The sequence below is a fragment of the Exiguobacterium sp. UBA1053 genome (genome assembly GCF_002316465.1).
Classification (GTDB): domain Bacteria; phylum Bacillota; class Bacilli; order Exiguobacteriales; family Exiguobacteriaceae; genus Exiguobacterium_A; species Exiguobacterium_A abrahamii.
Window position 1 is genome coordinate 98,469 of sequence record NZ_DCDO01000011.1, and the last position, 15,519, is coordinate 113,987.

The following is a 15,519-nucleotide window of genomic DNA, read 5'->3' on the forward strand; positions in this document are numbered from 1 at the left end:
AGACGCTTCATAAATGTATTCTTTTATAATATCGTCTGCTACAATCGAACTCGTGAAGTTACTTCACTATTCTATTCTTGTTCTTAATATGGAGGCAGAAGAAATGTTTAGTAAAAAACAAGATCCATTCGCAGTGAAATTATCCGAAATCGCAGGACACTTAAAAACGACTTCGCAATTCTTCGTTGACTTTAAAATCAACGGCATCGCGGATGTAAAAGAATTTGCACATAAAGTAAAAGACTTCGAAACAGCTGGGGACGATTTGATGCACCAGTTGATCATCGACTTGAACAATGCGTTCATCACGCCGATCGACCGTGAAGACTTACTCGCACTTGCTAACGCACTTGATGACGTCTTAGACGGTTTTGAAGAATGTTCAGCGATCTTCGAAATCTACAATATCGTTCAAGCAGACGAGCACATGATCAAGTTCGTCGATGAAATCAACATTGCTGTCACAGAACTCGCGATGTCAATGGATCTTCTTGTTGCACGTAAATTGCAACCGATGCGTGAACACGTCATCAAAATCAAAGAACAAGAGACGATTTGTGACAACCTACGCCGTAAATCGATCAAAGCATTGTTCGCAACAGAAACAGATCCGATCAAAATCATCCAATATAAAGAAATCTATGAATCGCTCGAATCAATCGCGGACTACTGCCAAGATGCAGCTAACGTCATTGAAACGATCATCATGAAAAACGCTTAAGTGAGGAGCTAACGAGATGGATAGCCTGTTTATCATCACCGCCATAATCGTGATTCTCGCACTTAGCTTCGACTTCATCAATGGTTTCCACGATACAGCGAACTCGATCGCGACTTCGGTGTCGACTCGTGCTTTGAAACCACGTCATGCCATCATCTTGGCTGCATCGATGAACTTCCTAGGTGCAATCACGTTCACTGGAGTCGCAAAAACGATCTCTGGTGACATCGTTGACCCGTCAACACTTGAACATGGTAGCTACGTCGTCATCGCTGCCTTGATTTCAGCCATTGCCTGGAACCTTTTGACTTGGTACTTCGGTATTCCGTCAAGTTCTTCGCATACACTGATCGGTTCGATTGCTGGTGCCGCTGTTGCCTCTGTCGGATTCGGAGGAATCGAAGCAAAAGGCTTCTTGAAAATCGTTCAAGCCTTGCTCATTTCACCAGTGCTCGCATTCACACTCGGTTTCATCGTTTATGCAATCTTTAAAGTCATCTTCAAAAAAGGGAACTTGGCGAAGACGAATCGTCGCTTCCGTCATGTTCAAATTGCAACCGCTGCTTTGCAGTCGTATACACACGGTACGAACGACGCACAAAAAGCGATGGGGATCATCACGCTTGCTTTGATCTCATCTGGTTATCAAACAGATCACGAAGTTGCGACTTGGGTTAAACTCTCGTGTGCGATCGCGATGGGTCTCGGAACATCTGTCGGTGGATGGCGGATCATCAAGACCGTCGGTGGTCAAATCATGAAAATCCGTCCAGTCAACGGGGTTGCAGCTGACTTAACATCAGCAGCAATCATCTTTGGAGCGACAGCGATTCATCTTCCGGTTTCGACGACACACGTCATCTCTTCTGCCATCTTGGGTGTAGGTACATCACACCGTAAGAAAGGTGTAAAGTGGGGAACAGCACAACGTATGCTCATTACATGGGTCATCACATTGCCGATTTCGATGGCTTTCGCTGCCTTGATCTACTATATTCTCGACTTCTTATTCATTAAATAAGTACTTGCCCCGCCTACTCAAAAGAGGTGGGGTTTTGTGTACGTCAGAAGCGTCGATAGTTGTTGTTTTTCCCATAATTCGCTATGATGAAGAACAAGAAGGATTGTCTATTTCTTTAGGAGGAATGCCCCATGACAAAACGTAAAGCCTTAACGATTGCTGGTTCCGACACGAGCGGTGGAGCTGGTATTCAAGCCGATTTGAAAACATTCCAAGAACTTGGTGTCTATGGAATGAATGCTTTGACGGTCATCGTCGCCCAAGACCCTGATCACTCTTGGCACCATGCGGTTTACCCAATCGACACAGAACTCGTCCGGACACAAATTCACACGGTCCTTGGAGGTATTGGTGTTGATGCGATGAAGACGGGTATGCTCCCGACTGTCGAAATCATTGAAGCCGTTGCTGAGAAAATCAAATCATCTGGCGTTCAAAACGTCGTCATCGATCCTGTCATGGTCTGTAAAGGCGAAGACGAAGTGCTGAACCCTGATACAGCAAACGCACTTCGTGATGTCTTGACACCACTTGCGACGGTCGTCACACCGAACGTCTTCGAAGCCGGACAACTGTCGGGTCTTGGTAAAACACCAGCAACGATCGACGAGATGAAACTTGCAGCAGCGCGGATTCATGAAAAAGGTGCGCAATACGTTCTTGTCAAAGGTGGCAGCAAGATTGATCATCCACAAGCAGTTGACGTGCTTTATGACGGAAAAGAGTTTATCCTGATTGAGGACGAACGAATCGAGACACCGTACACGCACGGTGCTGGCTGCACGTACTCTGCAGCAATCACGGCCGAACTCGCAAAAGGTGCATCGGTAGAAGCTGCTGTCCGTACAGCAAAATCTTTCATCACTTCCGCGATTCGTCATTCATTCCGTTTGAATGAATACGTCGGACCAACTGATCACGCTGCACATCGTACAGTCCAGTCTTGATCCGCTTAAGAAGTCCGCGATATCCGCGGACTTCTTTCTGTATAGGAGAGGAGAAAAGTTTATGCAAGCCATTGATTTACAAGAAATACAGCGTTATATCGACGAACATGCGAATACACCGTTATATGTACACGTCGAGACGACGAACGGTGCATACGCGACGCACCAAGATCCAACTTTCCATAGCGCAGGGATGTTTTTCCGTAATGCGGAAATCACTTACGAACGTGGTCTGATCACAGGAAACGGACCTTACCGGATTGGTTTGAAACTTGCACACGGCTGGTTATACGGTGAAGGATTGACTGACTTCGAATTTGCTGGGGATCAATTGTTGATTGCCGGTCACGATATCGAAGGACGTCTTGCGATTGCTTTTGAACTTAGCCCGACACCATTCGCTCAAGGTGCAGAGGAGGTAGACGCATGACACACGAAGATCATTTACTCGTCGTCTTCCCTCACCCGGATGACGAAGCCTTCAGTTCTGCCGGTACGATCATCGAACACGCTGAAAACCGTGGTCCTGTCACATACGCTTGTCTGACACTTGGTGAGATGGGTCGTAACATGGGACGTCCTGTCTTTACGAACCGGGAACAGCTCGCAACGATTCGTAAACGTGAGTTGATTGATGCTGCTGCAAAAATGAAGATTTCGGATCTCCAAATGTGGGGACTTCGTGATAAGACCGTTGAATTCGAGGATGAAGCAGCACTTGCTGACCGTATTCTTGCCTTGATTCAACAGACACGACCAACTCGTTTAATTTCGTTCTATCCGGGTTACGCGGTCCATCCCGATCATGAAGCGACAGCTCGTGCCGTCGTTCGTGCCCTTCGGATGATGGATCCAGCTGATCGCCCAGAGTTTCTTGCGGTCGCTTTTGCGAACAATACGAAAGAAGAGCTCGGGGAAGGAACGTTCATTCATGATGTCAGTGCCTATACGGATCAAAAGATCAAAGCACTCGAAGCGCATGCTTCACAAACAGGTGGTCTGATGAAAGTCATCTCGGAAGATTCGAACATTCGAGATCTACTCGTCAAAGAACGCTACTATCACTATCCACTTTAATCTTCTTGCAAGAGATGCGTACCGTCCGATCGACGATACGCATCTCTTTTTTTGTCTTCATCAGAAAACGTCGACTTTTTCAATGGCTTCTGCTAGTGTGAATAGTTGAGACTATGTCTCCGGAGTTCGTAACCTCCTCCGTTACAAAAACTAGGAATGGAAGTGTACATTATGAAAAACGAACGTGCTCTTGTCGTCTTTAGTGGCGGCCAAGACTCAACGACTTGTTTGTTTCAGGCATTGAAACAATACGAAGAAGTCGAAGTCGTGACGTTTAATTACGGACAACGTCATGCACAAGAACTCGAAGTCGCACGCGACATCGCCTCTGAGCTCGGTGTCAAACACCATGAGCTTGATCTCTCTCTTCTCAGTCAACTGACGAGTAACGCCTTGACTGACCACAGCCAAACCATCACGACGAATGAAGATGGTCTTCCTTCTACTTTCGTAGATGGACGAAATCACCTGTTTCTTTCGTTCGCAGCCGTCCTTGCGAAAGGACGCGGAATCCGTCATATCGTCACTGGCGTATGTGAAACGGACTTTTCCGGTTATCCTGACTGCCGTGATGCCTTCATCAAGTCACTCAACGTGACATTGAACCTTGCGATGGACTATCCATTCGTACTTCACACGCCACTCATGTGGCTCGACAAAAAAGAGACGTGGGCGCTTGCCGATTCGCTCGGTGCGTTTGATTTCGTTCGAAATCGCACGTTGACGTGTTACAACGGCGTCATTGGAGATGGTTGTGGCGAATGCCCGGCCTGTGAATTACGGAAAAATGGCTTAGATGCATACATCAAGGAGGTTCAACACACATGACATTCAATTACGAAGCACCTGAAACGGTCGAGCGCCCGACTGGCGACTCGCTTATCTATACGAAATCCCGCGTTATGATCGTAAAAAAATTAACGTTCGACTCAGCACACCACCTATATGATTATGATGGAAAATGCCGTGCCCTTCACGGTCATACGTACCATGTCGATATGGGGATCAGTGGTTTTCTGGATCACCGCGGTATGACACTCGATTTTGGTGATCTCAAAAAAATCTTCAAAACACATCTCGAACCACTATTGGATCACCGCTACCTGAATGAATCGTTACCATACATGAATACGACAGCTGAAAACATGGCAGCCTGGATTTTCGAGACGCTCGGACAACACCTTCCGGATGAGCGTGGACTTCGTGTCGAATTCGTTAAGCTCTATGAGACACCGACTGCTTTTGCTGAAGTCCGTCGTGAGTGGATGAACGAAGCATGAGTGCCTTAACGAAAACACCAAAAATTCCGGTTCTCGAGATTTTTGGACCAACATTTCAAGGAGAAGGACGATCGATTGGTCAAAAGACGATGTTCGTCCGGACCGGTGGTTGCGATTACTCTTGTTCGTGGTGTGATTCCGCCTTCACATGGGATGGTTCTGAAAAACCCGAACTCTTGACGGCAGAGACGATCATAGAACGTCTTGATGCACTCGGCTCTTACGGACATGTCACGATTTCTGGTGGGAACCCGTTACTTCATGCATCAATCGGCACATTGGTTGCGGCATTAAAAGAACGAAATATCACGATGTCTGTCGAAACCCAAGGCTCCTACTGGCAAAATTGGTTGATTGATATCGATGACGTCACACTCAGTCCTAAACCACCTTCAAGTGGGATGAAGATTGATTTCGATCGCTTGGATGTCTTTTTTAAACGTTTACCGGAACAACAGCGTGCTGTTAAAATCGTCATCTTTAATGAGGAAGACCTCGACTTCGCAGCGATGATTTCAGAACGATATGCGCTAAAGACACTTTATCTATCGCTCGGTAATCCTGATCCGCATGAAGAAGGAACGATCGCTCCACGCATGCTACACGATTTAAAAACACTTTGGGAACGCGTCGCCCGTGATGAACGCTTCAATCATGCGCGCGTCCTACCACAACTACACGCCCTCGTTTTCGCGAACGATCGTGGCGTCTAAGGAGAAATGATTCATGCGACCTGAAGATTTAAACGACTTATCGTTACTCGGCCAAAAAGCCGTACCATATATTTTTGAATACCAACCAGAAGTTCTCGAAGCATTCCCGAATCGTCACCCAGAAAATGATTACTTCGTGAAATTCAATGCACCAGAGTTCACGAGTCTTTGTCCAATCACGAATCAACCGGACTTCGCGACGATTTACATCTCGTACATCCCAGACGAAAAACTCGTCGAATCAAAATCACTGAAGTTGTACTTATTCAGCTTCCGTAATCATGGTGATTTTCATGAGAACTGCATCAACGTCATTGGAAAAGATCTCGTGAAATTGATGGAACCTCGTTACCTTGAGGTATGGGGTAAATTCACGCCACGTGGTGGAATCTCAATTGATCCGTACTACAATTACGGCAAGCCTGGTACAAAATACGAACAAATGGCAGAGCATCGTCTATTCAATCACGATCTCTATCCTGAAACGATCGATAATCGTTAAGACGACTAAAAGAGGAACAAGGGGAAATCCCTTTGAGACTGAAGACAAAGTGCAATTTTTCTCTAACGAGAAGGATTGCGCTTTTTTGTTCGTCTCGAACCGTTTTCCTGGGACAAGATCGCGCCGCTTCACTTCGCTGCAGGGTCGCTCTTGCTTGTTTTTCCCAAGGAATCGATGCCGAGTGAACAAGGCGCTTCCCTGATTGTTCTTTCGATATAAAAAAATGACGCGTTACACGCCACTCCTACAGGAAAAAGCGCGATTTTGCGCTGTCAGAGACAAACAAGACCCGTTTTTCTGCTCAAATAGAGTGGGAAAACTGGCTTGTGTCTCGCCTGAGGAAAGGGCGTGAAAAGACGCGTCATTTTTTGAGTCAGCCCATTTGTCTACAATCTACAAGAAGAAATCCCTTTGTTCCCCCTTTTGATGCCCATCAACTAGATGAAAGGTCGATCAAGGACGTGCTATCCTGCTGACGGATGACCTCAGGTGGCCAGATATGCCGAATTAAGTGATCCGAAGGGACATGTAAGACACGGGCCAGTCGCTCAATCATTGAAAATGAGGGATGGGCAATGCTACTTTCAATACGCTGGATCATCTCAGGTGTCGTCTCAGTTAACGCTGCTAATGTATTTTGATCTAACTGATGACGTTCTCGTAACGTACGAATCCGCTGTCCGTACTGTCCGATCGGTTGAATCCCTTCTTTCATCCGCTTCAAACATCCTTTCTTCTTTTAAAACCAGACAACGTTCACTGTAGTCTTATTCCCACTTTTTTTAAATCTGAATACCTTTCCGAACTATCAATTTTTAATCAAAATAAAATTTCAAATATTTTTCTTATAAAACACTAGCTTTTTAAAAAGTTATCGCTTACAATTCTATATGCAAACGGTTGCATTAATCGCTTACATTATTGCACTGTTCTTACACACATATTAGAGAAAAAGAGATAAAAAGGAGTGAATGATCTTGAAAAATGCTATTTCGTTCGATTTTTGGCAAAAACTCGGTAAAGCGTTGATGGTCGTCATCGCGGTTATGCCTGCTGCAGGAATCATGATCTCGGTCGGGAAACTGATCGGCATGTATGGAGGCGATATCGCGTTAATGCAAACGATTGCTCGAATCGTTGAAGATTTAGGTTGGGCTATCATTACGAACCTTCATGTCTTATTCGCCGTCGCGATTGGTGGGTCATGGGCAAAAGAACGTGCTGGTGGTGCGTTCGCAGCGTTACTCGCCTTCATTTTGATCAACCGTGTCACAGGAGCTATCTTCGGTGTCAACGCTGACATGATCGCGGACCCAAAAGCAACGGTCGATTCATTACTTGGTTCTGAGCTCATCGTAAAAGATTATTTCACTTCAGTTTTAGGGGCACCTGCTCTCAACATGGGAGTATTCGTCGGAATCATCTCTGGTTTCCTTGGTGCCGTTCTCTTTAATAAATTTTATAACTTCAGTAAATTGCCAGATGCGCTTGCATTCTTCAACGGAAAACGTTTTGTACCATTCGTCGTCATTGGTGGATCAGTCGTTGCAGCATTCGCCTTATCACTCGTTTGGCCGTTCGTTCAAGGCTTATTGAATGACTTCGGTCGCTGGATTGCCTCTTCACGTGATTCTGCACCGATCATTGCACCGTTCGTATACGGTACACTCGAGCGTCTATTACTTCCGTTCGGTCTTCATCACATGTTGACTGTCCCGATGAACTACACGGAACTCGGTGGAACGTACAAAATCCTGACAGGTGCTGCTCAAGGATCGACGGTTGCTGGTCAAGATCCGCTTTGGTTAGCTTGGATCACTGACCTCGTTAATTTAAAACAAGCCGGCAACACACAAGGATACAATGACTTGATCAACAGTGTCGTTCCTGCTCGTTTTAAAGAAGGACAAGTCGTCACATCACTTGCTTCATTGATCGGTATCGCTGTCGCAATGTACATGTCAGTTGATGAAGATAAGAAGAAAGCATACAAACCTGTCTTCTTATCTGCTGGACTTGCAGTTTTCTTGACAGGTGTCACGGAGCCAATCGAATTCATGTTCATGTTCATCGCTCCTGTTCTTTACGTCATCTATGCTGTGCTCACGGGTGTTGCTTTCGCACTAGCAGATGTCATGCATCTTCGGATTCACGCATTCGGTGCGATCGAACTCTTGACGCGGATTCCATTGATTGCAAAAGCTGGATTAATTGGTGATTTAATTCGTTTCATCGGTGTCTGTGTGTTCTTCTTCTTCTTGAACTTCTTCACGTTCCGTTTCGTCATCAAGAAGTTCAACTATGCGACACCAGGTCGTAACGGGAACTATCTTGACGATATCAACGTATCTACAACTGAAGCTTCAGGTGAGGCTGCTGCGACATCAGCTCCTGCCGACGGTTCGCAAGCTTCACAAATCATCGATTTGCTTGGTGGACAGCAAAACATCGAGGACGTCGATGCCTGCATGACGCGTCTTCGTGTCACTGTCAAAGATCCAGCGCTTGTTGCAAAAGAAGCAGACTGGAAAGCAAACGGTGCACTTGGTCTGATCCTTAAGAACAATGGCGTGCAAGCCATCTACGGTCCAAAAGCCGATATCTTAAAATCAGATATCCAAGACCGGATCGGCGCATAAACCTGCGAGATTAGGGAACTACCTAAAGGTGAAGCTCTTTTATAAGAGTTTCACCTTTCTTATTTGAAAAATCAGGAGGACCACTCATGCGTCTACTCACACTAAACTGTCATTCGTGGCAGGAAGAACAGCCACTCGAAAAATTAAACCAGATCGTTCAACAAATTCTCGCTCAAGATTATGATGTCGTCGCACTGCAAGAAGTGAGTCAATTGATGGATACACCCATCGTCTATGATGATGTGCGCAACGATAACTTTGCCTATTTGATCCAGCAAGCGTTAAAAGAACAAGGTCAAACCTACTCCCTCGTCTGGGATTTTGCTCATATCGGCTATGATAAGTATGAAGAAGGACTCGCTCTTTTGACGAAACACCCAATCTTAAAATCGGACAGTTATTATGTCAGCCGCAGTCAAGATACATTCGATTGGAAATCGCGAAAAATCGTCCGTGCGACGATCCAAGTCGACGGTACACCGATTACGTTCAATACATGCCATCTTGGCTGGTGGGCAGATGAAGTCGAACCGTTCCAGGAACAATTCAATCATTTGATGGCCCGGATGGATCCACTCGAATGGACATTCTTCCTCGGTGATTTCAACAACGATGCCTTAGAACGAAATACAGGTTATGACTATATGATGCAACGAGGATTACACGACGTCTTCCTGCTAGCTAAGGAAACGGTCGGAATTGAGACGATCAATGGCAACATCGATGGATGGGAAGACAATCAACAAGGATTGCGGATCGATCTCGTCTTATCGAATCGGAAAATTGACGTCGAACGCGTCGGGGTCGTATTCGATGGGATTCACGGTCCCGTCGTTTCCGATCACTACGGTGTTGAGGTCGATATTCAGATTCAAAAAAATGAACATTAAGTATTGACAACGCTTTCTTTTCTCCTTTAAGATGAAATCAAATCAATAGTGCGGATTGTGACAGTACGGCTGGCAAGACCGAAATGACACCTCGTTAGGAGAGGTGTTGTTCGGTCTTGCCTTTTTTTGTCTCATTCAGCACGTTTTATGAAAAAGGAGGACTTTTCCGATGGATTATCAACAAACTGCTAAACGTGTGCTCGAACTCGTCGGTGGACGCGAGAACATCATCACTGCTGCTCATTGCGCGACGCGTTTACGTCTTGTCTTGCATGATGAATCAAAGGTCGATCAAGCAGCACTTGAAGACTTAGATGGTGTCAGCGGCGCCTTCTCAAGTTCTGGTCAATACCAAATCATCTTTGGAACCGGTACCGTCAACAAGGTATTTGCTGCGTTTGCACCACTTGCCGGTGTAAAGGTCGATGGAGAAGAACCACTCGACGTTAAAAAGGCTGCATCGCAAAAATTAAATCCGTTCGCCCGTCTTGCCCGCTCGCTCTCGAACGTCTTCGTTCCACTCATTCCGGCAATCGTCGCAGCCGGTCTCTTGATGGGATTACTCGGTATGATCAAGGCCTTCGGTTGGGTTGACGGTGATTCACCGATCGTCCAACTACTGGATATGTTCTCGTCTTCTGCCTTCATCATCCTACCGATCCTGATCGGTTTCTCGGCAGCCCGTGAATTCGGTGCGAACCCGTACCTCGGTGCCGTCATCGGGGGGATCATGACACACCCGTCCCTCTTAAACCCTTGGACGCTCGGTAATAGTGATCCGGAAGTCATGAAGTTCCTCGGAATGAACATCGAGTTGATCGGTTATCAAGGAACGGTCTTCCCGGTTCTCTTAACCGTTTGGGTCATGGCAAAGATTGAACAACAAGTCCGGAAACGGACACCCGAAACGCTTGACTTACTCGTGACACCGTTCGTTACGGTTCTCGTCACTGGATTCCTGGCATTGATCGTCATTGGTCCGATCGGAACGTTACTCGGAAAAGGCATTTCATTCGTACTCGTCTTCTTCTATGAACAGTTCTCAGTCGTCGCCGGTCTTCTCTTCGGTGGACTTTATTCGACAATCGTCATCACAGGGATGCACCATAGTTTCCATGCTATTGAAGCAGGATTACTTGCAGATAAGAGTATCGGAAAGAACTTCCTCTTACCGATTTGGTCGATGGCGAATGTCGCTCAAGGTGGTGCCGGACTTGCCGTTTACTTCTTGACGAAGAACGTTAAACTCAAAGCACTCGCCCTACCGTCTGCGTTCTCAGCATTTCTCGGAATCACAGAACCCGTCATCTACGGTGTCAACTTACGTCTTGGAAAACCATTCATCGGTGGTGCCATTGGTGGTGCGATCGGTGGCGGTTATGTCGTCTTGACACAAGTCGCTGCGAACGCTTATGGATTAACTGGAATTCCGATGATTGCGATCGTCGCGCCACTCGGTGCGTCAAACTTGATCAACTATCTCGTTGGGTTCGCCATTGCAGTCGTCACTGCTTTCATCTCGACTGTCGTCTTGATGCGTCTCGATGCACGGAAACAAAAAGAAACGGACGTTGCTGCTTAATCCTTCATGCGACCAAACCGAGTCCTCGGGCTCGGTGGTCGCATTTGTCGGTTCGCAAAGCGCTGAAGTTCGCTTTATAATAAAAGAAAAGATCGGAAAGGAGGACGTCAGGCTGATTATTCATAAGATCCTCAATAACAACGCTGTTGTCGTCAAAGAAAATGGACAGGAACGCATCGTCATGGGACCAGGCATTGCTTTTGGAAAAAAGAAAAAAGATCCGATTCAAGCGACGAAGATCGAAAAAATGTTCATCCCTTCATTTGAAAATGCAGAACAGTTCAAAGAGATTCTGACAACGACACCACTTGAGATCATTGATTTATCGGAACGCATCATCTCACATGCAGAAGGTGAGCTCCAAACGCCGTTTCATGACTATATTCACGTCAGTCTGACGGACCACCTTGCTCATGCCGTACGATTAGCACGTGAACAACTCGTCGTGCATAATCGATTGGCAGAAGAGATTCGCCTTTTGTATGGACCGGAGTATGCGATTGGAGAATGGGCAGTTCTTGAGATCGAGCGTGCCTTACAGGTCACGCTACCGAAAGAAGAAGCTGCGAACATCGCGCTTCACTTATACAATGCACGCCAAACGCATCCGAATATGGCCACTGCGTTGCAGACGGTTACGTTACTCAATGAACTACGTGAACAGATCGAAGTCTTTTTTGGACAAACGATCGAGACCTCATCGATGACGTATTATCGTTTCTTTACGCACATGAAATTGGTCCTCGCCCGGATTGAACAAGGAGAAACCTTACACGACATGGATGATGTGATTTTATCTGCCGTCAAAACACGTTATGCTGAGGCTTATGCCTGTGCGAGTCAAATGGGCAATTGGTTGACTGTCGAACTCGATACACGTGTACCTGAATCAGAAATCGGCTATATGGCTTTACACATCGAACGGATTCGTCCGGATCTTGAAAGGAGTTCTACGTATGAAAATCTTTAGTTTAGGGGAAGCATTGATTGATTTGATTCCTCTTGATGCTGAAAACATGACGTTTCAAAAAAATCCTGGAGGTGCTCCTGCCAATGTCTCTGTCGGACTCGCTCGATTAGGCGCTGATAGTTATTTTCTTGGAGCTGTCGGTGATGATTCGATGGGACACTTCTTGAAAGATACGTTACATCATTATGGTGTTCGTACCGATCATCTCGTCCACGATTCGACGCAAAAAACAGGACTTGTGCTCGTTACGAACGGTCAGGATGGAGAGCGGTCGTTCGAGTTCATCAACGCGGAGCGCGCTGATATGCAATTCCACGAAACACATGTACCGGAGGATTTCACGTCCGTCGATTTATTACACATCGGTTCGATCTCTTTGATCACTGGAGAATCCGTCAACGCGACACGAAAAGCCATCGCACGTGCAAAAGCGCACCAAGTACCAGTCTCTTACGATCCGAACTTACGAGAGTCGCTATGGCCGAATCTTGACGAAGCGCGGACGACGATCCGGTCTGTCCTACCGGATGCACAAATCGTCAAACTTGCTGAGGAAGAATTGACGTTTCTAACTGGACAAACGAATCTTGATGACGGGGCTGCTGAATTGTTAGCTGAATATCCGATTCGTCTTCTTGCCATCACGCGAGGAAGTGAAGGATCGATTCTCTATACGGATCGTGCGATGGCTGTCATCGATGCGATTACGGTCGACGCAATCGATACGACAGGAGCTGGAGATGCCTTCATGTCCGGTTTACTCTACCAGTGCGCGTTACGCGATTTTTCGTTTGATTGGTCTGAAGATGAACTTCGCGACATCGGTCGATTCGCAGCGATTTCAGGCGGACTTGCTGCTTCCGTCAAAGGAGCGATGGCTGCTTTGCCAACGCTCGACGAAGTCGCTCATCGCTTGAATTGAATCGATGACTCAGTAGAAATAAGGATGGAGAGATTCCGGACCCAGTGCCAGAATCTCTCCATCCTTTTCATTTGATTGATGAGTCGTTTATTCACTAGAGAATTGATTAAGGTGTATCGATAAATCGTTTGATTTCATCTAACGACTCGTCCTGTTGTTCTTTTGGCGTTAATGGGCTGCTGTTATCCCCTTTTTGTCGACCGTACATACCAAAGTTCGCATGGTTCCCTTGCTTGATTTCATGGAATACGGCATCTTTTCGAACGTCCTGTTTACTTTTTTCGATATCAGCGACTGGTAAGACACCATCTCGTCCACCATAAATCGTCAACGAGGGCACATCAATCGAATCAATCGGATAGGACGCGAGGAAAACGATTCCTTTAATTTTCGGATGTTGTTCGACGATCGTCGAAGCTGCGCTTCCACCGAGCGAATGCCCGATCAGATACCACTTTTTGACCTGTGGATACTCCTCGATGACATCGAGTCCTTCGCTTGAGTCAAGCAACGCAATCCGAAACGGTAGCTTCGGGATGACGACGAAGTGCCCGTCTTTCGCTAGTTGCTTGCCGTAATAACTGTAGGCCGCTGCATCGACTTTTGCCCCTTGATAAAAGATGAATCCGACGTCACTCGTCTTTTTTCCAAATGTCACTTCACGTGGTGTAGCTGTCTCCACGTAAGATATCGCTTGGGGAGATGCATCATAATCGAACTGCGCCCAGATCATGAATGCAAATACGAGCAGTGCCAACAGCGCAGCAATCGTTCCAATGATTCTTATACTCCATTTTTTCATTTCATTCCCTCCCGTTACCGTTATACCCCATATTATGTGTTAAATCACATATGAAAACAAATATTAGAATTTTCAGTCATTGTAAGCATCCCTATCGCTTTTTCATGAATTGGTTTAAGATGAAACCAATATTGTTTTTTCGAAAGGAGATTCACGTTTTGCCGCGTACCCTTGTGTCTACGATTCAATGGTTTTTATTCATCATCTGTACTAACATTGCCCCGCCCCTTGCCATCGCAGCATCGTTTGAACTCTCGGGTGCCGAGACGCTTTCCTTCTTATCTCGTTGTCTATTCGTATTTGCCATCTTAAGTCTCTTTCAAGTCCTGCTCGGACACCGTCTACCGATCATGGAAGGTCCTGCTGGAATTTGGTGGGGTGTATTTGCCCTCTATTCGTCGATTGGTGTCACATTGTACGGCAGTTATTCAAACACTTTACAGTCGCTTGGATTCTTACTCCTACTCAGCGGTATCATCTGTATCGTCTTGACGATGACGGGTGTTTTACGGCGCTTAGTCCCTCTTTTTACACCGCAAGTCATCGGTGTCTACATGCTACTGCTGTCGGCACAACTGTCCGGATCCGTCATGAAAGGATTGCTCAATATCGAGGATGGACGAATTCAAGTATTACCTGCCGTCATCTCGATTCTGACGGTCTTGATCTCGCTTTATTTAGAACGAAGTGATCGCTTACGCCAGTACGCTTTATTAATCACGCTACTCGTCGGTTGGAGCATGTTTGCATTGATCGGTCGTGCCGAGATGCCAAGTTTCGATGGTCCACTGTTCACTTTACCGAGTTTATTGCCGTTCGGCGGTATTCATGTCGACTGGAGCTTATTACCGACAGCTCTCATCATCTCGTTGTTGTTAATGACGAACGTCTTAGCGAACATCAAGGTCATCGAACGGATCATCAGTGCCAAGCGTGGTGAAACCGTCAAAGGACAAGTCGGAACAGCTGGTATCACGGCTGGTATCGGACAACTCTTCGCTGGTCTGTTCGGTACGGTGGGTCCTGTCGCCATTTCCGGAACGGCTGGGTTCATTGCTTCAACAGATAACACGGACCGCAAAGCGTTCGTCTATGCGAATATCACCTGTCTCTTCCTCAGTATCGTAACACCATTCGTCGGATTGATCGCTAAAATCCCCGTCGCTGTCGGTTATGCGATGGTCGCACCGATCGTTGCCGGAATGGCAATCATCGGCGTCACGGAAGCAGCCCGCGACTTGAATCGTCAAACGGCGATGATCACGGTCGGTCTCCCGGTCCTTGTCGGCATCGGTGCGTTGTTACTACCAAAAGGAGCAACGGCCGATTTACCGCCACTCGTGACGACCCTGATGTCAAACGGTCTCGTCCTCGGAACATTGGTCGCCTTGCTCGCAGAAGGGTTACGCCATATCCGGACGAATGATTAATAAAAAGACGCTTTCTCGATCGA

The 15,519-nt window shown here is 46.5% G+C and carries 17 protein-coding genes; 15 read left to right on the forward strand and 2 right to left on the reverse strand.

Annotated elements, in window-relative coordinates; genetic code table 11:
- The first annotated feature begins 103 nt into the window (after positions 1-103).
- From B3G15_RS07390 to queF, 9 genes are all read left to right on the forward strand, one after another.
- The gene (locus tag B3G15_RS07390; protein WP_023469718.1) at positions 104-721 is read left to right on the forward strand and encodes a DUF47 domain-containing protein; all 618 of its coding nucleotides are present in this window, start codon (positions 104-106) and stop codon (positions 719-721) included.
- 16 nt (positions 722-737) lie between these two features.
- Entirely contained in the window at positions 738-1,742 is a 1,005-nt protein-coding gene (locus B3G15_RS07395; RefSeq protein ID WP_023469719.1) for an inorganic phosphate transporter, read from the forward strand.
- 131 nt (positions 1,743-1,873) lie between these two features.
- Positions 1,874-2,689 (forward strand): pyridoxine/pyridoxal/pyridoxamine kinase, encoded by an 816-nt coding sequence (pdxK, locus tag B3G15_RS07400; protein WP_023469720.1) that lies wholly within the window; start codon positions 1,874-1,876, stop codon positions 2,687-2,689.
- A 61-nt stretch (positions 2,690-2,750) separates the two neighbouring features.
- On the forward strand, positions 2,751-3,119 hold the full coding sequence (locus tag B3G15_RS07405; protein WP_029342921.1) for a YojF family protein: 369 nt from the start codon (positions 2,751-2,753) through the stop codon (positions 3,117-3,119).
- Positions 3,116-3,766, forward strand: a complete 651-nt coding sequence (gene bshB2, locus B3G15_RS07410) for a bacillithiol biosynthesis deacetylase BshB2 (RefSeq protein WP_023469722.1) — start codon at positions 3,116-3,118, stop codon at positions 3,764-3,766. The genes B3G15_RS07405 and bshB2 overlap by 4 nt, the downstream gene beginning before the upstream one ends.
- 171 nt (positions 3,767-3,937) lie before the next feature.
- Entirely contained in the window at positions 3,938-4,594 is a 657-nt protein-coding gene (gene queC / locus B3G15_RS07415) for a 7-cyano-7-deazaguanine synthase QueC (protein ID WP_023469723.1), read from the forward strand.
- Positions 4,591-5,046 (forward strand): 6-carboxytetrahydropterin synthase QueD, encoded by a 456-nt coding sequence (gene queD / locus B3G15_RS07420; protein ID WP_290719518.1) that lies wholly within the window; start codon positions 4,591-4,593, stop codon positions 5,044-5,046. Before queC ends, queD begins: the two co-directional genes overlap by 4 nt.
- The gene (gene queE, locus B3G15_RS07425) at positions 5,043-5,759 is read left to right on the forward strand and encodes a 7-carboxy-7-deazaguanine synthase QueE (RefSeq protein WP_290719521.1); all 717 of its coding nucleotides are present in this window, start codon (positions 5,043-5,045) and stop codon (positions 5,757-5,759) included. Before queD ends, queE begins: the two co-directional genes overlap by 4 nt.
- A 13-nt stretch (positions 5,760-5,772) precedes the next feature.
- Positions 5,773-6,261 (forward strand): preQ(1) synthase, encoded by a 489-nt coding sequence (queF, locus tag B3G15_RS07430; protein WP_023469726.1) that lies wholly within the window; start codon positions 5,773-5,775, stop codon positions 6,259-6,261.
- Positions 6,262-6,694: 433 nt separating this feature from the next.
- Here the strand turns inward: queF and B3G15_RS07435 are convergent, their stop codons facing one another.
- Positions 6,695-6,976: a helix-turn-helix domain-containing protein gene (locus B3G15_RS07435; RefSeq protein ID WP_290719526.1), complete on the reverse strand. Its 282-nt coding sequence runs from the start codon at positions 6,974-6,976 to the stop codon at positions 6,695-6,697.
- Between the two features lie 256 nt (positions 6,977-7,232).
- Here B3G15_RS07435 and B3G15_RS07440 point away from each other — a divergent pair, with 256 nt between their 5' ends.
- From B3G15_RS07440 to B3G15_RS07460, 5 genes are all read left to right on the forward strand, one after another.
- Positions 7,233-8,900, forward strand: coding sequence for a PTS transporter subunit IIBC (locus B3G15_RS07440; RefSeq protein ID WP_023469728.1), 1,668 nt, complete (start codon positions 7,233-7,235; stop codon positions 8,898-8,900).
- Between the two features lie 86 nt (positions 8,901-8,986).
- Entirely contained in the window at positions 8,987-9,790 is an 804-nt protein-coding gene (locus B3G15_RS07445; protein WP_023469729.1) for an endonuclease/exonuclease/phosphatase family protein, read from the forward strand.
- 169 nt (positions 9,791-9,959) lie between these two features.
- Positions 9,960-11,372 (forward strand): sucrose-specific PTS transporter subunit IIBC, encoded by a 1,413-nt coding sequence (locus tag B3G15_RS07450; protein WP_023469730.1) that lies wholly within the window; start codon positions 9,960-9,962, stop codon positions 11,370-11,372.
- A gap of 127 nt (positions 11,373-11,499) precedes the next feature.
- Positions 11,500-12,342: a PRD domain-containing protein gene (locus B3G15_RS07455; protein WP_231681717.1), complete on the forward strand. Its 843-nt coding sequence runs from the start codon at positions 11,500-11,502 to the stop codon at positions 12,340-12,342.
- Positions 12,329-13,264 carry a carbohydrate kinase family protein gene (locus tag B3G15_RS07460; RefSeq protein ID WP_050677176.1) on the forward strand — a complete coding sequence of 312 codons (936 nt, stop codon included), beginning with the start codon at positions 12,329-12,331 and terminating at the stop codon, positions 13,262-13,264. Before B3G15_RS07455 ends, B3G15_RS07460 begins: the two co-directional genes overlap by 14 nt.
- 106 nt (positions 13,265-13,370) lie before the next feature.
- Here B3G15_RS07460 and B3G15_RS07465 read toward each other — a convergent pair whose 3' ends face one another.
- A complete protein-coding gene (locus tag B3G15_RS07465) occupies positions 13,371-14,066 on the reverse strand; it encodes an alpha/beta hydrolase (protein WP_064300700.1) in 696 nt (231 codons plus the stop codon).
- A gap of 158 nt (positions 14,067-14,224) precedes the next feature.
- On the opposite strand from B3G15_RS07465, the gene B3G15_RS07470 reads away from it, so the two are divergent.
- Positions 14,225-15,496: a purine/pyrimidine permease gene (locus tag B3G15_RS07470; protein WP_023469734.1), complete on the forward strand. Its 1,272-nt coding sequence runs from the start codon at positions 14,225-14,227 to the stop codon at positions 15,494-15,496.
- Positions 15,497-15,519 lie beyond the last annotated feature (23 nt).